At 40.9% G+C, this 21,938-nt stretch carries 9 protein-coding genes and 1 rRNA gene; 7 read left to right on the plus strand and 3 right to left on the minus strand.

Annotation, left to right across the window (positions count from 1 at the left end; genetic code table 11):
• Positions 1 to 19 precede the first annotated feature (19 nt).
• Together rrf and MTO68_RS00105 are read left to right on the plus strand one after the other, a co-directional pair.
• Positions 20 to 134 (plus strand): 5S ribosomal RNA (gene rrf / locus MTO68_RS00100).
• A 261-nt stretch (positions 135 to 395) separates the two neighbouring features.
• The gene (locus MTO68_RS00105; protein ID WP_244014536.1) at positions 396 to 728 is read left to right on the plus strand and encodes a hypothetical protein; all 333 of its coding nucleotides are present in this window, start codon (positions 396 to 398) and stop codon (positions 726 to 728) included.
• Between the two features lie 265 nt (positions 729 to 993).
• Here the strand turns inward: MTO68_RS00105 and MTO68_RS00110 are convergent, their stop codons facing one another.
• Positions 994 to 1,740: a TIGR04219 family outer membrane beta-barrel protein gene (locus MTO68_RS00110; RefSeq protein WP_244014538.1), complete on the minus strand. Its 747-nt coding sequence runs from the start codon at positions 1,738 to 1,740 to the stop codon at positions 994 to 996.
• Between the two features lie 137 nt (positions 1,741 to 1,877).
• Here MTO68_RS00110 and MTO68_RS00115 point away from each other — a divergent pair, with 137 nt between their 5' ends.
• From MTO68_RS00115 to MTO68_RS00130, 4 genes are all read left to right on the plus strand, one after another.
• Positions 1,878 to 3,326, plus strand: coding sequence for an aldehyde dehydrogenase family protein (locus tag MTO68_RS00115; RefSeq protein ID WP_244014539.1), 1,449 nt, complete (start codon positions 1,878 to 1,880; stop codon positions 3,324 to 3,326).
• A gap of 59 nt (positions 3,327 to 3,385) precedes the next feature.
• A complete protein-coding gene (locus MTO68_RS00120) occupies positions 3,386 to 3,973 on the plus strand; it encodes a DUF1287 domain-containing protein (RefSeq protein ID WP_239046717.1) in 588 nt (195 codons plus the stop codon).
• 309 nt (positions 3,974 to 4,282) lie between these two features.
• Positions 4,283 to 5,761, plus strand: coding sequence for a sodium-dependent transporter (locus tag MTO68_RS00125; protein ID WP_034618072.1), 1,479 nt, complete (start codon positions 4,283 to 4,285; stop codon positions 5,759 to 5,761).
• Positions 5,762 to 5,771: 10 nt separating this feature from the next.
• Positions 5,772 to 5,915, plus strand: a complete 144-nt coding sequence (locus MTO68_RS00130; RefSeq protein ID WP_004718897.1) for a methionine/alanine import family NSS transporter small subunit — start codon at positions 5,772 to 5,774, stop codon at positions 5,913 to 5,915.
• A gap of 50 nt (positions 5,916 to 5,965) precedes the next feature.
• On the opposite strand, the gene rsmB is transcribed toward MTO68_RS00130, so the two are convergent.
• Both rsmB and fmt read right to left on the minus strand, forming a co-directional pair.
• On the minus strand, positions 5,966 to 7,273 hold the full coding sequence (gene rsmB, locus MTO68_RS00135; RefSeq protein WP_244014541.1) for a 16S rRNA (cytosine(967)-C(5))-methyltransferase RsmB: 1,308 nt from the start codon (positions 7,271 to 7,273) through the stop codon (positions 5,966 to 5,968).
• The gene (gene fmt / locus MTO68_RS00140; RefSeq protein WP_034618074.1) at positions 7,270 to 8,229 is read right to left on the minus strand and encodes a methionyl-tRNA formyltransferase; all 960 of its coding nucleotides are present in this window, start codon (positions 8,227 to 8,229) and stop codon (positions 7,270 to 7,272) included. The genes rsmB and fmt overlap by 4 nt, the downstream gene beginning before the upstream one ends.
• Before the next feature lie 740 nt (positions 8,230 to 8,969).
• Between fmt and MTO68_RS00145 the strand changes: the two genes are divergently transcribed.
• Positions 8,970 to 21,929 carry an ESPR-type extended signal peptide-containing protein gene (locus MTO68_RS00145; RefSeq protein ID WP_244014543.1) on the plus strand — a complete coding sequence of 4,320 codons (12,960 nt, stop codon included), beginning with the start codon at positions 8,970 to 8,972 and terminating at the stop codon, positions 21,927 to 21,929.
• Positions 21,930 to 21,938 lie beyond the last annotated feature (9 nt).

A 21,938-nucleotide genomic window follows, 5' to 3' on the forward strand; every position in this document is an offset into this window, starting at 1 on the left:
AACAAGTCCATAACAGTTTGCTGGCGACAATAGCAAGAGTGAACCACCTGATCCCTTCCCGAACTCAGAAGTGAAACCTCTTAGCGCTGATGGTAGTGTGGGGTTACCCATGTGAGAGTAAGTCATCGCCAGCTTTTAAATCTAAAACACCCCGTTCTTTAGCGAGAGCGGGGTGTTTTTTTATGCGCGGTGTTTATTAGCGGAATGAAACAGATCTCGTTATATTAAGCTAATTGATGACTGCTTAAGCTTATGCATTGATGAAACTGAACTGATTTTCTGTATTCCTCATCATGATTATTATTGAAGTAAGGGATATAGAAAGAGTCGAGCTATTGAACCAGCCGTTTCTTTATGCTAAAAATTAAAGTATTACGATAAAAACAGTTAATAATATGTTGATTTTCCAATTTTTCTTTACAGATTATGATGGTGAAGAGGTTTTACCCACTCAAAATCAGTATGCATCTATCGATGAAATCATAGAAATAATGCAATCTGTGTTAATCAGGCCAGAAAACTTTTTAGGGATCGTTGATAAAAATGATCGTACTTTACAGTTTATCGTTAATGATGATTATTCATTAGATGCAGATATTCCTGTTCCTGATCAAAAAGGCTCTTATACAAAAACAATAAGTTTGCATAAAGCGGTTAAACTGGTTCAAAAACAAACTGAACTGATTCAAATTGATGCTATTGAAGGAATGGCTTTTATGAAGTGGTAAGTTTTTTACTTTAATTGTTTTTAGTGTATTCAAAATAAAAAACCTCAGACATCCATGCCTGAGGTTTTTTGTATTGGTTCTGAGGTATAACTCCTGTCGTACCTTTCGCTATCCTGCGTTATTGTCCTATCTTATTCTTGTTTTAATGGAAACTTCCTGTTTCCTGATGTGTTTATAGTATTAAAATTTAGCTGTTCTGCCTATACGCATAATTCGGCAGACCATGTAAGAAAAAGCTTACATGATCATAAACGGGTATTTTCTATTAAAAATGGGCATTTAAACCAATATAAGGCCCTTTAAAATTAAACTTCATATCACGGTTATCTAAATCACTGAGTTCGATATTTAAAACACGATAACCCACTTTGGCACCAAGATCTAAAACAATAGACTTAACAAAATCATATTGAATTTCAGCCTGAGCGTCTGTGATTTTTACATCATTGACATTGGTATAAGTCGCCTCAGCTTTTGCGCTTAAACCTGTAAATGGTAGTTTTGCACCAGCTTCTGCATAAAGGATTGGTGCATATTCATCAACATCAACATTTTGTGAAAATTGCTTTACAGTACCGTTGAGTTTAGTTGCCCCTACACCGACATCAGCTTTTACAATATTGTCTAAGATTTCATAGTAAAGAATAAGATCTGTATGGTCTAAATCAATTTTAGTTTTAGCAAACTCATTATTAGACTCAGTTTCAGTATCTAACTTGGTATATTTTAATTTTACATTGGGAATGATTGGAATCGGGTGCTCAAAAGCAACAGAGGCTTGAATCGTGCCTTTGGTATCTAAATCATGTTTTGCGTTTAGCCCAGCATAAGGATCTAATAATAAATTATCTGTCCCCGTTTTGTTGGATAGACTGGATGTTTTGTGGTTGATTTGAGAATCTCCACCAATACTCCAATAACTAATATCACCTTTTAAACCAATAAAATCAGCTTGAGCAAATGAACTTAGACCTAGGGCTGCGATAAATAAGGGTAATTGAATAGATTTCATATGTCCTTCTTGATGAAATGATTTTTCATCCTATATTTTTGTTACTTAAATACATTTCAATACTGTACCAACTGAAGGCATGATATAGGGGTTTATCAAATTTTGCATTATTAAAAAGATTAAATCGAGGGTGTAGGATGAGTGATTCTATTGATCAAGCAGTGATTGAATTCCCACTTTATGTCGCCAATAAAGCGATTAAATCAGGGCAATGGCTTGAAGTTCATGATAAATTTTCGGGGAAAATTTATGCAAAAGTGGCTTTAGCGGATGCAAAAATTTTAGAAAAAGCCATCAGTGCAGCTGTGAAAGCAGAGAAAGAAATGGCTACTTTAAAACCATTTCAGAAGCAAAAAATACTGTTACATTGTGTTCAGCGTTTTAAAGAGCTCCGTGAAGAATTAACCCAAATTTTAATTATCGAAGGTGGAAAGCCTAAACTTGCTGCAGCAGCTGAGGTTGAAAGGCTGATTAATACTTTCCAACTAGCGGCAGATGCAGTCTCCACAATTAATGATGGTCATTTAATGCCCTTGGCTGTAACCGCTGCGGCTTCTGCATATCGAGGAATGGTACAACATGTACCGATTGGAGCAGTGTCTCTGATCAGTCCATTTAATTTTCCTTTGAATTTAACAGCGCATAAAATTGCACCAGCAATTGCAGCGGGTTGTCCATTTGTATTAAAACCGGCAAGTTTGACGCCAATTTCCGCATTAAAAATCGCAGAAATTTTGGCTGAAACAGATTTACCAAAAGGCGCATTTTCAATTTTGCCTTGCCCACGAGAACATGCTGATGTGTTAGTGACGGATGATCGCTTTAAGCTGCTCAGCTTTACCGGTTCTGATCAAGTGGGTTGGGATATGAAAGCACGTGCTGGTCGCAAAAAAGTTACCCTCGAATTGGGGGGGAATGCAGCTGTTTTAATTGAACCTGATACAGAAATAAGTGATGCATTGATTGATCGAGTAATTGGTGGTGCATATGGTCATGCGGGACAGGTGTGTATTAGTGTGCAACGAATTTTAGTCCATGCTGATATTTATATAGAATTTAGAAAAAAAATCTTAGCAAAATTGAAAAAATTATCTGCGGCAGATCCACATGTAGAAACCACGATAGTGGGCCCAATGATCAAAGAGGCTGAAGCGATTCGTTTAAAAAAATGGGTAGATAAAGCGGAGAAAAAGGGTGCGAAAATCTTAATTGGTGGCACTTTAAAAGGGGTTTTATTCGAGCCAACTTTGCTTGAAAATGTCGATGAATCTCTTGAAATTTATCAAAATGAAGCATTTGGCCCTGTGGCAATTTTAGAAAAATATAAAACATTTGAGAAAGGTATCGAAGTGATTAACCAAGGTCGCTTTGGTTTACAAGCTGGTGTATATACTCAAAATCTCAATAAGATGCTTTATGCATGGGATCATTTACACGTGGGCGGGGTAATTATCAATGATATACCCACCTTCAGAGTTGATAATATGCCATATGGTGGTGTGAAAGATTCGGGTTTAGGTCGTGAGGGGATCCAGTCTGCAATTGGTGATATGCAGGAAGAGCGCTTACTTGTGATCAAACAATAAGTTAATATTCTAAGGAGCTACGGCTCCTTATTTCTTTGAATTTTATATAGAGTTAAAAAATGATAATAAAATTTTTCAATTCATTCTTTTTAATGGTTTTGCTTTGCTTACAGAGTGTGCAAATTTGGGCATTTCAATCTGAAAAACTGGTAAATGATGCACGCTCTCAGATTTTGAAAACACTTTATTATGATCCTGCTTATACTCAGTTGTCTTATCCAATGGGTGATGTTCCATTGATCAAAGGTGTATGTACAGACGTGGTTATTCGCGCCTTACGCCATCAAGGTATAGATCTGCAACAACGTATTCATGAAGATATGAAAGCCAATTTTAAAAAATATCCACAAAAGTGGGGTTTAAAAGCAACCGATCGAAATATTGATCATCGACGGGTTCCAAATATCATGACCTATTTTCAGCGTCAAAGTTATCAAGTGAATGATCAAAAGTATCAAGCAGGTGATATCGTGGCATGGGATTTAGGTAAAGGCTTAACCCACATTGGTATCATTTCAAATAAAACCACAATGTTGTCAAAAACACCTTTGGTTATTCATAACATTGGTTATGGAACACGTGAAAATGACATTTTGCATGAATATAAAATCATTGGGCATTATCGTTTACCCAAGACGGTCAATTAGAAATAGGCAATTCCAAGCAAAATAGCTAAAAATTAACCATGTGCAATAAAAAGTAAAAAAAACCTGAGAAAATAGACACAAATTACAGAAAAAGCGCTGCAAAACGAGTATTGTTACAACATTAAACAGTAATTTTGTTGATGCACTTTAACCGAGAAGTTTGCAAAGTTACTGGTTTGGAATAATAACAAAGCACCCAAAAGGTGCTGTTTTATTCAAACAACAAAATTTAAAATTGGTACTTCTTTTGCTCGCAGATCACAATGAAAAAAAGCAGCATTTGAGGACATCTACAGAATTAGGTGTTTTATGACAGAATCTCGTGAAAACTGGACATCACGATCAGGTTTTATTATCGCAGCTGTTGGATCGGCTGTCGGTTTAGGTAATATTTGGCGCTTTCCCTACATTGCTTATGAAAACGGTGGTGGCGCTTTTTTAATTCCATATTTAATTGCACTTATCACGGCAGGATTACCACTGTTATTTTTAGACTATGCGACAGGGCATAAAAGTAATACTTCACCTCCTAAAGCCTATCGTGCTTTATTTAAAGGGGGCGAAACTTTAGGTTGGTGGCAAGTCTGTGTCTGTATCATTATTGGTTTGTACTATGCCAGCGTACTGACATGGGCCGGTAGTTATGTTTATTTTTCTGTAGGTCAATTGTGGGGAAGTGATCCTGAAAACTTTTTCTTCAATACCTATTTACAAACTTCAAAATCAACAAGTTTTGATTTTCAATTTGTTGGTCATTTATTTTGGCCAATTGTAGGAATCTGGGCATTAACGTTGATCATCTTATTTGGTGGTGTGAAAAAAGGGGTTGAATTATCCAATAAAATTTTCATGCCTTTACTGTTTATTCTGTTCACGATTCTTGTTATTCAAGCGTTGCGTTTACCCGGTGCAGTTCAAGGTTTAAATGCTTTCTTTACACCAAACTGGGCAGCGATGTGGGATTATAAAGTATGGCTTGCAGCATTTGGTCATACGTTCTTTTCACTCTCTGTTGGCTTTGGGATCATGGTGACTTATGCCTCGTATCTTAAACCAAAAACCAATTTAACAGGCTCGGGCCTTATCGTTGGTTTTGCCAATGCGTCTACTGAAATCCTTGCGGGGATTGGTATCTTCGCGGCGCTGGGCTTTATGGCATTTTCAGCTGGAAAACCTGTAGACCAAGTGGTCAGTGGTGGTATCGGCTTGGCATTCATTGCTTTCCCTAAAATCATTTCTAGTTTAGGGACTGGTGCGGATTTATTCGGTTTACTGTTCTTCTCTTCTTTATTTGTTGCGGGTATTTCTTCAATGGTGAGTATCCTTGAAGTGCCGATTGCAGCGATGCAAGACAAGTTAAAATGGGGGCGTAAAAAAGCCGTAAGCATCATTGGCGGTGGTAGTGCGCTGGTTTCAATTTTCTTATTCTCTAGCGTGAACTCGATTAAACTGGTAGATATCGTCGATCACTTTATCAATAACATTGGGATTATTGGCGGTGCATTATTGTCAATCATTTCGATAGCGTGGTTTAAACGTTCAGCATTGATGGAATTACGTGATCATGTGAATCGTATTTCAACTGTGCAGCTTGGTAAAGGTTGGGATTTCACTTTAACCGTAATCACTTCTTTAATTTTGCTGGTCACTTTATCTATGACCGTTTTTAGCTTGATTAAAAATGGATACGATACCTATAGTTCTAGTATGTTGATGTTCTTTGGTTGGGGCAGTGTGATTTTCTGTGCTGTTATTGCTTTAGTCCTTAGCAAAATGAAAGATCGATAGGAGCGTCAAAATGAATACTTCTGCAATCGTGATGATGATTATTTCAATGGTATTTTTATGGGGTGGGTTGATTTTATCGATCCTACATTTGATGAAAAATCCTGAAGAACTGGATGAAGTTCTGGAAGAAGTCAAAGATCACCATACCCTTTAAACTTGAGCCAAAAAAAGCAGGCGAATGAGCCTGCTTTTTTAATGCGTTTTTTAAGCTGTTTTTTGAATTCGACAATAATAGAAACCATCACCATGATGCGCTTCAGGCAACAATTGACGACCGTGAATTTGTTCTATTCCCCAGTTTGCGTCAATCTTGATTTCTTCAGCATCTGCATGTTCAGCAAAAAACTCGACCATCTGCTGTTCATTTTCAACTTTTAGAATTGAGCAGGTAATATAAAGTAGTGTTCCACCAACTTTAAGCTGCTGCCACATATGCTTTAAAATTTGCTTTTGCAGATCGACCACTTGCTGAATATCTGTAGATTGGCGCAATAAGCGAATATCAGGATGACGACGTAGAACACCAATAGCAGAACATGGTGCATCCAATACGATACAATCGACCAATTCTTTAGGCACCCATGTTGTAGCATCTGCTGTGATGATTTCAACTGTTGCATCAACATTTAATTCAAGGCGTTCCAAGTTTTCTGAAACACGCAATAAGCGTTTAGCATCATGATCAAGTGCGATTAATTTTTTAGGATTGAAACGTTCTAAGATATGAGCTGCTTTACCACCCGGTGCTGCACAAGCATCGATAATGACCTTGTCATCTAAGTTGGGTAACAGTGTTGCACACAATTGAGCATGTTCATCTTGAACAGAAAACCCGCCTTCTTCAAAGCCAGGTAAATGAGTAATATTGCCCGTTTGTTCCAGAACTATACCAACATCTGAAAGTGTACAAGGACGAGCATCAATCTGTTCTTCATCTAAAATATCAAGATATTCATCACGACTAATTTGACGTTCATTGACACGCAGCGTTAGTGGGGCAACTTGTTTTAAATTTTGACAGATTTCAGGGAGTAGATCAGCCCAATCTTTTTTAAGTCGTTTGAACAGCCAGCTTGGTAAACCATGGGTATTATTCAAAGCCGTTTGAAACTCAGTTGTTTCACGTGAAACACGACGAAGGATGGCATTGACCAAACCACTCATCGGTTCAAAACCTAATTGCTTCGCTGCATTGACAGTTTCTGAAATCGCCGCATGTGCAGGAATACGGGTGCATAAAATCTGGTATAAACCCAAATATAAGCAACTTTCTAGTGCCTCATTGTCTAACGGTTTTGTGAGCAAGGGTAAGGTAATTGCTTTTAAAGAATACCACTGACGTAAACAGCCCAAAGTAAGCTCATGGTATAAACCACGATCACGTTCAGAAACAATATTGATATGTTGGTTTAAAACGGAAGCCAAAGACTGTCCATTTTGAACAGCTAAAAGTGTTTTAACCACTTGTGCGCGCAAATTCAAATTTTTTGCAGATGATTGAATTTGGCTCATGCGAATATATTTCCTACTGAAAGTTTATGGCTTTGTATAATTTGTACAGGGTTAATGGCTTTGCCACCTGGCCATTGTAGGCTAGTCAGACAAATCACACCATCTCCACACAGCACATGTACACCTTGTTTGTTCATTTCGATAATGGTTCCGGGTGCTTCGCCATTGGCTGTAAGGTCTGAAATTTGAGAATTCCACACACGTAAATTATTGCTTTCATCTATTGGTGTAAATGCGACTGGCCAAGGATTGAATGCCCGAATATTGCGATCAAGTTCAACTGCTGATTTAGTCCAGTCAATTTGTGCTTCAGCTTTTGTGAGTTTATGTGCATATACCGTAAATTGTTCATCTTGCACTTCACGTGCATCTAAATATTGTTGTAATTTTTGTTCTGACTCTAATACTACACAAATTGCTTCAGCACCTTGGAGCGCAAGTTTGTCATATAAAGTCGCTGAGGTTTCTTGTGCAGTGATTGGACACACTGTTTTAAAGATCATATCGCCTGTATCTAGTCCAGCCGCCATTTTCATGATCGTTACTCCGGTTTCAGTGTCACCCGTTGCAATGGCACGCTGAATCGGAGCAGCACCACGCCAACGTGGTAGCAAAGAACCATGAATATTTAAACAACCATAGCGCGGTGTATCTAATACGGCCTGAGGCAAAATTAAACCATAAGCCGCAACCACCATTACATCTGCACCCAAAGCTGCTAATTCTTGTTGAGCTGTTAAGCCTTCGTCTGTTGATGCTTTGAAATGAAGTGGTTGATAGACGGGTAAGTTATTTGCGAGCGCAAGTTGTTTCACGGCTGAAGCTGTCAATTTTTGTCCACGACCTGATTTACGGTCAGGTTGAGTATACACAGCCACAATTTCGTGATCAGTTTCAATGAGTGCTGCTAAAGCAGAAGCTGCAAATTCGGGTGTACCTGCAAAAATGATCTTCAAAGGTTATGCTCAGATTAAATTTTAAATTGAATTATAGCAAACCTGATTATACGGTGGCGTTTTCAAATGAAAATACGGCTTTTTCTATGTAAAAAATAAAATACGATCAATTGTATATTTTGTTCTGATCACCTATCTGGTTTGGAAATAGTCAGAAGATGTCTTTTACAGCACTCTTAAAATTCGCGTAAATCTAAATTAACCAACATTCATTTTTAAAATAAATATCACTTTTTTATATAAAATTTTTCACTTTAAATTGATAGAAATAGGTCTTATTTTTAACTTAATCTAAACAAACAGATGATTTGGAGATTTAAACTAGAATTATTGTGACCTATTACGCAATAAAAAATTGTTAACTGAATAAGCATAGGCAGTTAATCGAAATTTAACAATATGTCAAATGTAAACTAAGTCTCACATTATTTTGTTAAATGTGACAAATTTTGTCACATGCTCAATTTAAGAACAATATGTATTTAATAAATCTTAATGTTTTTTGATTGGTGTATAAATTGCTGATTTATAGGTATAAAAATTATAAAATGTGTGATTATTTTGCTTTTTATTTAAAAGTTTAGACCATGTGTTTAAAAAAACAAAATAAGTGAAATATATCTCAATTTTTCTATTGCTTTAAATGTATGTAAATTGTTAAATAAAAAAAATTGTACATTTTATATGCGTTATTGATGCGAAATCAGCGGCTGTAATGCACCTCCTAAAGGAAAAGTAATATGAATAAGATCTACAAAGTGATTTGGAATGCGACTTTGTCGGCATGGGTTGCAGTTTCTGAATTGGCAAAAGGGAAAACCAAGTCATCTAAAGTAACGGGAATTGTCGGGGCAGCAACAGTTAGCTTGATGATCACTTTTTCATCCGATGTAACTGCGAATGTTATAAACACAGATTCAAATAATTGTATAACTGGCTCTAATGGGATTGTCGGTACTATAAACCCTGGAACGACTGGTGGCCAGGCAACGGATGGTTCTGGTACATACTCTACTGTTGCTGGTTGTAATGCTAAAGGTAATGGTCTTTCGGCTGTAACTGCATATGGAGCGTTTTCAGAAGTTACAGGTAATGCAGGAACAGCTATCGGTCATAATAGCCAAGCTAATGCTTTTGGCACGGCTGTGGGTGTAGAGAGTCGAGCAACAGGGGTAGGTAGTACTGCACTTGGTGAAGGCAGCCAGTCAACAGGACAAAATGCTGTAGCATTAGGTGGAACGGCTACAGGTACTGCTAATGGAAATGTTTTATCAGTTGCAAATGCTGTTACCGCTTCTGGTAGTGGTGCTGTGGCTATTGGTGGTAATGCGGTTAAAGGTGCGCAGTCTGCTGGAACTGATGCTGTTGCAATAGGTGCACAGTCTGCAGTCTCAACGGCAGGAACAGGTGCAGTTGCTTTAGGTGCAAGAACGAATGCAACTGCGAGTGGCGCTGTTGCTATAGGTGATGGGGCAAATGCATCTATTGCTGGTAGTACAGCACTGGGAGCAAGTACGACAACATCAGCATCCGTAAACAGCACCGCTCAAACGATTAATGGTAAATCTTACACTGCAACGGGTACAGCGAGCACAGGTGTTGTGAGCGTTGGTTCAAGTACAATAAAAAGACAAATACAAAATGTCGCAGCGGGTCAGGTTACAGCGTCTAGTACCGATGCAATTAACGGTAGCCAATTATTTAATACCAATACTGAGTTGGCCAAGGTAGCAACAGATACAGCGACGGCTTTAGGTGGTGGGGCTACAGCGGGTACAACGGCAGGCGGTATTACTGCTCCAAGTTATACAATCACCAAAACAGATGCATCAACAACAACAGTTAATAATGTTGGTGCTGCAGTGAGTGCATTAAATGCTGAAGTGGTTAAACCAATTACATTTACAGGAACAACTGGAACAACGAGCCAGAAATTAGGTTCATCTGTTGCAGTGATTGGGGATAGTAAAAATATTTCTACAGCGGTTACAGCAAACCAAATTAAAGTTTCGATTTCTGACAATCCTACATTCACATCAGTTACAACAGGCAATACTGTTCTTAACAATGCAGGTGTTACAGCAGATCAGGTTGCAGTTGGTGGCGTTGTTATCAATAAAACAACAGGTATTAATGCCGGTGGGTTAGCGATTACCAATGTTGCTGCACCAACAGCAGGTACGGATGCGACAAATAAGACTTATGTTGACTCTAAAGCTGCAGCATCAAAAACTGAAGTTGCAGGTGGAAGCAATATAGCAGGGGTTGCAAAAACTACAGGTGCAAATGGTCAAGATGTTTATACGGTTAATGCCAATGGTACCACCGCATCAGCAGGCTCATCAGCTGTCACAGTGACTGCGGGAACTAAAGATGCAAATAACGTTACTGACTATAAAGTTGACCTTGCAACAAGCACCAAAACAGATATTCAAAAAGGTGTAGATGCGAAGACAGCTGTTGATAATACTGGCTTAACCTTTAAAGGTGATACCGCAGCGACAAGCACTACGAAGAAATTAGGTGATACGGTTTCCATCACTGGTGATACGAACATTAGTACAGTCGCGACAGCGAATGGTGTACAAGTTAAGTTAAATCCAAACTTAGATTTAGGCGCAGCTGGTAGCGTTAAAACGGGTAATACCACTATTAACAATGCAGGTGTTACAGCAGATCAGGTTGCAGTTGGTGGCGTTGTTATCAATAAAACAACAGGTATTAATGCCGGTGGGTTAGCGATTACCAATGTTGCTGCACCAACAGCAGGTACGGATGCGACAAATAAGACTTATGTTGACTCTAAAGCTGCAGCATCAAAAACTGAAGTTGCAGGTGGAAGCAATATAGCAGGGGTTGCAAAAACTACAGGTGCAAATGGTCAAGATGTTTATACGGTTAATGCCAATGGTACCACCGCATCAGCAGGCTCATCAGCTGTCACAGTGACTGCGGGAACTAAAGATGCAAATAACGTTACTGACTATAAAGTAGATCTTGCAGCAGCGACTAAAACAGATATTGCTAAAGGTGTTGCAGCGAAAGCAGCAGTTGATAATACAGGCTTAACCTTTAAAGGTGATACCGCAGCGACAAGCACTACGAAGAAATTAGGTGATACGGTTTCTATCTCTGGTGACACGAATATTAGTACAGTTGCAACTACCGATGGCGTACAGGTTAAGTTAAATCCAAACTTAGATTTAGGCGCAGCTGGCAGTGTCACTACAGGCAATTCTAAATTAGATAACAGTGGATTGACGATTACAGGTGGTCCAAGCGTTACGAGCAGCGGTATTAATGCAGGTAATAAGACCATTACCAATGTTGCTGCGCCAACAAACAATACAGATGCAGCCAATAAAAAATATGTAGATGATGCTGGTGCAACATTGACAAACTTGGGCTTTGGTTTAAAAGCGCAAGACGGTACGACTGTTAACAAGAAGTTAGGTGAAGCGGTTGATATAGTCGGTTCAAACAGCAATATCACGACTAAAGTAAATGCAGGTAAAGTCGAAGTTGCGTTATCGAATGCATTGGACTTAGGCGCAGCTGGTAGTGTTACTACAGGTGCAACGGTTATTAACAATGCAGGGATTACAGCAAATAAAGTAACAGTCAACAATGCACCAACAGCAGGTACAGATGCGACCAATAAAACCTATGTTGACTCTAAATCTGCGGCATCAAAAACTGAAGTTGCAGGTGGAAGCAATATAGCAGGGGTTGCAAAAACTACAGGTGCAAATGGTCAAGATGTTTATACGGTTAATGCCAATGGTACTACCGCATCAGCAGGCTCATCAGCTGTCACAGTGACTGCGGGAACTAAAGATGCAAATAACGTTACTGACTATAAAGTAGATCTTGCAGCAGCGACTAAAACAGATATTGCTAAAGGTGTTGCAGCGAAAGCAGCAGTTGATAATACAGGCTTAACCTTTAAAGGTGATACCGCAGCGACAAGCACTACGAAGAAATTAGGTGATACGGTTTCTATCTCTGGTGACACGAATATTAGTACAGTTGCAACTACCGATGGCGTACAGGTTAAGTTAAATCCAAACTTAGATTTAGGCGCAGCTGGCAGTGTCACTACAGGCAATTCTAAATTAGATAACAGTGGATTGACGATTACAGGTGGTCCAAGCGTTACGAGTACTGGTATTAATGCAGGTAATAAGACCATTACCAATGTTGCTGCGCCAACAAACAATACAGATGCAGCCAATAAAAAATATGTAGATGATGCTGGTGCAACATTGACAAACTTGGGCTTTGGTTTAAAAGCACAAGACGGTACGACTGTTAACAAGAAGTTAGGTGAAGCAGTTGAAGTTGTCGGTTCAAACAGCAATATCACGACTAAAGTAAATGCAGGTAAAGTGGAAGTTGCGTTATCGAATGCATTGGACTTAGGTACAGCTGGTAGTGTCACTACAGGTGCAACTGTTATTAATAATGCAGGGATTACTGCAAACAAAGTAACAGTTAACAATGCCCCAACAGCAGGTACAGATGCGACCAATAAAACCTATGTTGACTCTAAAGCTGCGGCATCAAAAACTGAAGTTGCAGGTGGAAGCAATATAGCAGGGGTCGCAAAAACTACAGGTGCAAATGGTCAAGATGTTTATACGGTTAATGCCAATGGTACCACCGCATCAGCAGGTTCATCAGCTGTCACAGTAACTGCGGGAACTAAAGATGCAAACAATGTTACTGACTATAAAGTTGACCTTGCAACAAGCACTAAAACAGATATTCAAAAAGGTGTAGATGCGAAGACAGCGGTTGATAATACTGGGTTAACCTTTAAAGGTGATACCGCAGCGACGAGCACAACTAAAAAATTAGGTGATACGGTTTCTATCTCTGGTGACACGAATATTAGTACAGTTGCAACTACCGATGGCGTACAGGTTAAGTTAAATCCAAACTTAGATTTAGGCGCAGCTGGCAGTGTCACTACAGGCAATTCTAAATTAGATAACAGTGGATTGACGATTACAGGTGGTCCAAGCGTTACGAGTACTGGTATTAATGCAGGTAATAAGACCATTACCAATGTTGCTGCGCCAACAAACAATACAGATGCAGCCAATAAAAAATATGTAGATGATGCTGGTGCAACATTGACAAACTTGGGCTTTGGTTTAAAAGCACAAGACGGTACGACTGTTAACAAGAAGTTAGGTGAAGCAGTTGAAGTTGTCGGTTCAAACAGCAATATCACGACTAAAGTAAATGCAGGTAAAGTGGAAGTTGCGTTATCGAATGCATTGGACTTAGGTACAGCTGGTAGTGTCACTACAGGTGCAACTGTTATTAATAATGCAGGGATTACTGCAAACAAAGTAACAGTTAACAATGCCCCAACAGCAGGTACAGATGCGACCAATAAAACCTATGTTGACTCTAAAGCTGCGGCATCAAAAACTGAAGTTGCAGGTGGAAGCAATATAGCAGGGGTCGCAAAAACTACAGGTGCAAATGGTCAAGATGTTTATACGGTTAATGCCAATGGTACCACCGCATCAGCAGGTTCATCAGCTGTCACAGTAACTGCGGGAACTAAAGATGCAAACAATGTTACTGACTATAAAGTTGACCTTGCAACAAGCACTAAAACAGATATTCAAAAAGGTGTAGATGCGAAGACAGCGGTTGATAATACTGGGTTAACCTTTAAAGGTGATACCGCAGCGACGAGCACAACTAAAAAATTAGGTGATACAGTTTCCATCACTGGTGATACGAACATTAGTACAGTTGCGACTACTGATGGCGTACAAGTTAAGTTAAATCCAAACTTAGACTTAGGTACAGCTGGTAGTGTTAAAACTGGTAATACCACTATTAATAATGCAGGTGTTACAGCTGACCAAGTTACAGTTGGTGGTGTTGTTATTAACAACACAACAGGTATTAATGCTGGTGGTAAAGCAATTACCAATGTTGCTGCGCCAACAAACAATACAGATGCAGCCAATAAAAAGTATGTAGATGATGCTGGTTCAACATTGACGAACTTGGGCTTTGGTTTAAAAGCGCAAGACGGTACGACTGTTAACAAGAAGTTAGGTGAAGCGGTTGATATAGTCGGTTCAAACAGCAATATCACGACTAAAGTAAATGCAGGTAAAGTCGAAGTTGCGTTATCGAATGCATTGGACTTAGGCGCAGCTGGTAGTGTTACTACAGGTGCAACGGTTATTAACAATGCAGGGATTACAGCAAATAAAGTAACAGTCAACAATGCACCAACAGCAGGTACAGATGCGACCAATAAAACCTATGTTGACTCTAAATCTGCGGCATCAAAAACTGAAGTTGCAGGTGGAAGCAATATAGCAGGGGTTGCAAAAACTACAGGTGCAAATGGTCAAGATGTTTATACGGTTAATGCCAATGGTACCACCGCATCAGCAGGTTCATCAGCTGTCACAGTAACTGCGGGAACAAAAGATGCAAATAACGTTACTGACTATAAAGTAGATCTTGCAACAAGCACTAAAACAGATATTCAAAAAGGTGTAGATGCGAAGACAGCTGTTGATAATACAGGCTTAACCTTTAAAGGTGATACCGCAGCGACAAGCGCTACTAAGAAATTAGGTGATACGGTTTCCATTACTGGTGACATGAATATTAGTACAGTTGCGACCACCGATGGCGTACAGGTTAAGTTAAATCCAAACTTAGACCTAGGCGCAGCTGGCAGTGTCATTACAGGCAATAGCAAGTTAGATAACAGTGGATTGACGATTACAGGTGGTCCAAGTGTTACGAGCAGCGGTATTAATGCAGCGAACAAGAATATCAGTAATGTTGCTGATGCAACTACAGATGATCAAGCGGTGAATAAAGGTCAGTTAGATGCAGCAACTACAGCATCAAGCAGTAAGACCGATGCTTTAGGTAATAGCACTGCAACGAACTTGGGCGGTGGATCAAAATATGACAACAGCACAGGTGCAATCAGTGCGCCAAGCTATGTCACCACTAAAACTGATGGCACGACCACAACAGCGAACAACGTGGGTGATGCGTTAAGCAACCTCAACACTGAAGTGGTTAAACCAGTGACCTTCACGGGTAACAGTGGCACAGTTGATCGTAAACTTGGAGAGACGCTGAACATTACAGGTGGCTTAACAGGCGCAGGTTCGAACAGCAACATCAAGACAGTGATCACTGGCAATACGCTAGATATCCAGTTGGCAGATGCACCAGTATTTGCAGGCAAAGTGAAAGCAAATGGTTTAGATGCGAATGGCAACAAAGTTGAGAACGTAGCCGATGCGACAGCAGCAAGCGATGCAGTGAATAAAGGTCAGTTGGATGCAGCGACTACAGCATCAAGCAGCAAGACCGATACTTTGGGTAATAGCACTGCAACCAACTTAGGTGGTGGATCAAAATATGACAACAGCACAGGTGCAATCAGCGCACCAAGCTATGTCACCACTAAAACTGATGGTACAACCACAACAGCGAACAACGTGGGTGATGCGTTAAGCAACCTCAACACTGAAGTGGTTAAACCAGTGACCTTCACGGGTAACAGTGGCACAGTTGATCGTAAACTTGGAGAGACGCTGAACATTACAGGTGGCTTAACAGGCGCAGGTTCGAACAGCAACATCAAGACAGTGATCACTGGCAATACGCTAGATATCCAGTTGGCAGATGCACCAGTATTTGCAGGCAAAGTGAAAGCAAATGGTTTAGATGTGAATGGCAACAAAGTTGAGAACGTAGCCGATGCGACAGCAGCAAGCGATGCAGTGAATAAAGGTCAGTTGGATGCAGCGACTACAGCATCAAGCAGCAAGACCGATACTTTGGGTAATAGCACTGCAACCAACTTAGGTGGTGGATCAAAATATGACAACAGCACAGGTGCAATCAGCGCACCAAGCTATGTCACCACTAAAACTGATGGTACAACCACAACAGCGAACAACGTGGGTGATGCGTTAAGCAACCTCAACACTGAAGTGGTTAAACCAGTGACCTTCACGGGTAACAGTGGCACAGTTGATCGTAAACTTGGAGAGACGCTGAACATTACAGGTGGCTTAACAGGCGCAGGTTCGAACAGCAACATCAAGACAGTGATCACTGGCAATACGCTAGATATCCAGTTGGCAGATGCACCAGTATTTGCAGGCAAAGTGAAAGCAAATGGTTTAGATGCAAATGGCAACAAAGTTGAAAATGTAGCAGATGCGACAGCAGCAAGTGATGCGGTGAACAAAGGTCAGTTGGATGCAGCAACTACAGCATCAAGCAGCAAGACCGATGCTTTGGGTAATAGCACTGCAACCAACTTAGGTGGTGGATCAAAATATGACAACAGCACAGGTGCAATCAGTGCGCCAAGCTATGTCACCACTAAAACTGATGGTACAACCACAACAGCGAACAACGTGGGTGATGCGTTAAGCAACCTCAACACTGAAGTGGTTAAACCAGTGACCTTCACGGGTAACAGTGGCACAGTTGATCGTAAACTTGGAGAGACGCTGAACATTACAGGTGGCTTAACAGGCGCAGGTTCGAACAGCAACATCAAGACAGTGATCACTGGCAATACGCTAGATATCCAGTTGGCAGATGCACCAGTATTTGCAGGCAAAGTGAAAGCAAATGGTTTAGATGCAAATGGCAACAAAGTTGAAAATGTAGCAGATGCGACAGCAGCAAGTGATGCGGTGAACAAAGGTCAGTTGGATGCAGCAACTACAGCATCAAGCAGCAAGACCGATGCTTTAGGTAATAGCACTGCGACGAACTTGGGCGGTGGATCAAAATATGACAACAGCACAGGTGCAATCAGCGCACCAAGCTATGTCACCACAAAAACTGATGGCACGACCACAACAGCGAACAACGTGGGTGATGCATTAACGAACCTCAACACTGAAGTGGTTAAACCAGTGACCTTCACGGGTAACAGTGGCACAGTTGATCGTAAACTTGGAGAGACGCTGAACATTACAGGTGGCTTAACAGGCGCAGGTTCGAACAGCAACATCAAGACAGTGATCACTGGCAATACGCTAGATATCCAGTTGGCAGATGCACCAGTATTTGCAGGCAAAGTGAAAGCAAATGGTTTAGATGCAAATGGCAACAAAGTTGAGAACGTAGCCGATGCGACAGCAGCAAGCGATGCAGTGAATAAAGGTCAGTTGGATGCAGCGACTACAGCATCAAGCAGCAAGACCGATACTTTGGGTAATAGCACTGCAACCAACTTAGGTGGTGGATCAAAATATGACAACAGCACAGGTGCAATCAGTGCGCCAAGCTATGTCACCACTAAAACTGATGGTACAACCACAACAGCGAACAACGTGGGTGATGCGTTAAGCAACCTCAACACTGAAGTGGTTAAACCAGTGACCTTCACGGGTAACAGTGGCACAGTTGATCGTAAACTTGGAGAGACGCTGAACATTACAGGTGGCTTAACAGGCGCAGGTTCGAACAGCAACATCAAGACAGTGATCACTGGCAATACGCTAGATATCCAGTTGGCAGATGCACCAGTATTTGCAGGCAAAGTGAAAGCAAATGGTTTAGATGCAAATGGCAACAAAGTTGAAAATGTAGCAGATGCGACAGCAGCAAGTGATGCGGTGAACAAAGGTCAGTTGGATGCAGCAACTACAGCATCAAGCAGTAAGACCGATGCTTTGGGTAATAGCACTGCAACCAACTTAGGTGGTGGATCAAAATATGACAACAGCACAGGTGCAATCAGTGCGCCAAGCTATGTCACCACTAAAACTGATGGTACAACCACAACAGCGAACAACGTGGGTGATGCGTTAAGCAACCTCAACACTGAAGTGGTTAAACCAGTGACCTTCACGGGTAACAGTGGCACAGTTGATCGTAAACTTGGAGAGACGCTGAACATTACAGGTGGCTTAACAGGCGCAGGTTCGAACAGCAACATCAAGACAGTGATCACTGGCAATACGCTAGATATCCAGTTGGCAGATGCACCAGTATTTGCAGGCAAAGTGAAAGCAAATGGTTTAGATGCAAATGGCAACAAAGTTGAGAACGTAGCCGATGCGACAGCAGCAAGCGATGCAGTGAATAAAGGTCAGTTGGATGCAGCGACTACAGCATCAAGCAGCAAGACCGATACTTTGGGTAATAGCACTGCAACCAACTTAGGTGGTGGATCAAAATATGACAACAGCACAGGTGCAATCAGCGCACCAAGCTATGTCACCACAAAAACTGATGGCACGACCACAACAGCGAACAACGTGGGTGATGCGTTAAGCAACCTCAACACTGAAGTGGTTAAACCAGTGACCTTCACGGGTAACAGTGGCACAGTTGATCGTAAACTTGGAGAGACGCTGAACATTACAGGTGGCTTAACAGGCGCAGGTTCGAACAGCAACATCAAGACAGTGATCACTGGCAATACGCTAGATATCCAGTTGGCAGATGCACCAGTATTTGCAGGCAAAGTGAAAGCAAATGGTTTAGATGCAAATGGCAACAAAGTTGAAAATGTAGCAGATGCGACAGCAGCAAGTGATGCGGTCAACAAAGGTCAGTTGGATAGCTTAAGTACAGGTCTTACTAATACTGGCTTTGGCTTAAAAGCAGCAGACGGCAATACAGTTAACAAGAAGTTAGGCGAAGCGGTTGAAGTTGTCGGTGCAGATAGCAACATCACTACGAAGGTTGCAAATGGTCAAGTTGCGATTGAGTTAAATAAAAACCTCAATAACTTAACCGGCATTACAGTGAACGATGGAACCAATGGTACAAATGGTTCTACAGTGATCGGTAAAGATGGTATTTCGGTTAAAGATGGTTCAGGCAATACCATTGCAGGTGTAGATAACACAGCGTTGACAGTGAAAGATGGTAGTGGCAACACAGAAACCAGCATTAACAAAGCGATCAATACTCTTAATGCATCGCAAGGTGAAACTGATAAGTTTGCAGTGAAGTACGACAAGAATGCTGATGGTAGTGCAAACTACGATAGCGTAACCCTTGCAGGTACAGGTGGAACAACAATCACCAATGTTAAAGCAGGCGCTATTAACGCAACATCAACTGATGCGATCAACGGTAGTCAATTGTATGATGTTGGTAATAGTCTGAAAAATGCAATTGGCGGTTTGACCACGAGAGATGCAACGACTGGTATCATTACGACAAGCAACATTGGTGGCACGGGTTCAAACACAATTGATGGTGCAATCAACAGCATTAAAGATTCAGCAACCAAAGCGAAGACCACAGTTACGGCTGGAGACAACGTTGTTGTGACTGCTGGTACCAATGCAGATGGTTCAAGTAATTATCAAGTTGCGACAGCGAAAGACGTAAACTTCGACAAAGTGACAGTAGGTAATGTTGTTGTAAATAAAGCCAGCAATACAATCGAAGGCTTAAGTAATACTGACTTAAGAGCAAGTGATTTTGCAACTAAAGGTAGAGCAGCGACTGAAGAGCAATTGAAGCAAGCTGTGACGAAAAACATCACTGAAGTTGTAGATGGTAATGGCAACAAAGTGAATATTATTGATCAAGTTGTAAATACGAAACCTGACAATAAGAACCAAGATTCATTGTTCTTAACTTATGATAAGCAAGGTCAAGAAACCACAGATCGCTTGACGATTGGTCAAACAGTACAGAAGATGAATACTGATGGTATTAAGTTCTTCCATACCAATGCCGATATGTCGAAAGGTGATTTAGGTACAACCAATGACTCAAGTGCGGGTGGTTTAAACTCTACAGCGATTGGTGTAAATGCAATTGTGGCAACGGGTGCAGATAGTGCTGTTGCATTAGGTCACAATACAAAAGCTGAGGGCAAACAATCCATTGCTATTGGTCAAGGTGCTGAGGCATTAGGTACACAATCAATCAGTATTGGTACGGGCAATAAAGTGAAAGGCAACCATTCTGGTGCGATTGGTGACCCGACCATTGTGGATGGTGCGAACAGTTATTCTGTAGGTAATAATAACCAAGTGCTTACAGATGATACGTTTGTACTTGGAAACAATGTGACCAAAACAGTTGCTGGTTCAGTTGTGTTAGGCAATGGCTCAGCGGCGACAACTGGTGCAGGTGTTGCAGGTTATGCGCTGTCAGTTGCAACAAGTGCAGACAAAACAGCGATTAGCAATACAACATCAACAACTGGTGCAGTAGCAGTTGGTGATGCGGCAAGCGGTATTTATCGTCAAATTACAGGTGTTGCAGCGGGTAGCGCAGATGCTGATGCTGTAAACGTAGCGCAGTTAAAAGCTGTTGGTAACCAAGTTGTTACCACTCAAAACGCACTTGTAAATGGTTTGGGCGGTAATGCGAAGGTCAATGCTGATGGCACCATTACTGGGCCAACCTATAATGTTGCACAAGGTAATCAGTCCAATGTTGGTGATGCTTTAACAGCATTGGATAAAGCCATTGGTTCTGCAGCAACAACATCTAAAACGACTGTTTCTAATGGTCAGAATATTGTTGTGAATAAGAGCAAAAATGCTGATGGTTCAGACAACTATGAAGTATCAACAGCAAAAGATTTAACAGTTGATTCTGTGAAAGCAGGTGATACGGTTCTCAATAATGCTGGAATCTCAATTGGTAATAATGCGGTTGTGATAAACAACACAGGATTAACCATTGCCGGTGGACCAAGTGTAACGGTGGCAGGTATTAACGCGGGTAATAAAACAATTACCAACGTGGCAAATGCTGTAAATGCTACAGATGCAGTCAATAAAGGGCAGTTAGATAGCGCAATTGGCACTGTGAATAACAATGTCAATGAGCTTGCCAATAATGCCGTTAAATATGACGATGCATCAAAAGATAAGATCACACTTGGTGGTGGTACAAATGGTACAACCATTAGCAATGTAAAAGATGGTGCAGTCACTCAAGGTTCTAAAGATGCTGTAAATGGCGGTCAATTGTGGAATGTTCAGCAACAAGTTGATCAAAACTCAACGGATATCAGCAATATCAAAAATGATATTAACAATGGTACTGTCGGCTTAGTTCAACAAGCAGGTAAAGACGCAACAGTTACAGTTGCGAAAGATACTGGTGGTACAAGTGTGAGTGTGGCGGGTACAGATGGCAACCGCGTTGTGACAGGTGTTAAAGATGGCGCAGTCAATGCAACATCAAAAGATGCAGTCAACGGCAGCCAATTGAACACGACCAACCAAGCAGTTGTGAATTATCTTGGCGGTGGTGCTGGCTATGACAACATTACGGGTAGCTTCACTGCACCAACTTACAATGTAGGTGATTCTAAGTATAACAATGTCGGTGGTGCAATCGATGCATTGAACCAAGCGGATCAAGCATTGAATAACAAAATTGACAATGTCAGCAACAAGTTAGACAACGCTTTCCGTATTACCAATAACAGGATTGATGATGTAGAGAAAAAAGCCAATGCGGGTATTGCAGCAGCAATGGCACTTGAATCAGCACCATATATTCCTGGTAAATATACCTATGCTGCAGGTGCGGCATACCATGGTGGTGAGAATGCGGTAGGTGTGACGCTACGTAAAACTGCAGATAATGGACGTTGGTCGATTACAGGTGGTGTTGCAGCAGCATCTCAAGGCGACCCAAGTGTTCGTATCGGTATCAGTGGTGTAATTGACTAAATCACGAGA

The organism is Acinetobacter sp. NyZ410, from assembly GCF_022828975.1.
Taxonomy (GTDB): domain Bacteria; phylum Pseudomonadota; class Gammaproteobacteria; order Pseudomonadales; family Moraxellaceae; genus Acinetobacter; species Acinetobacter guillouiae.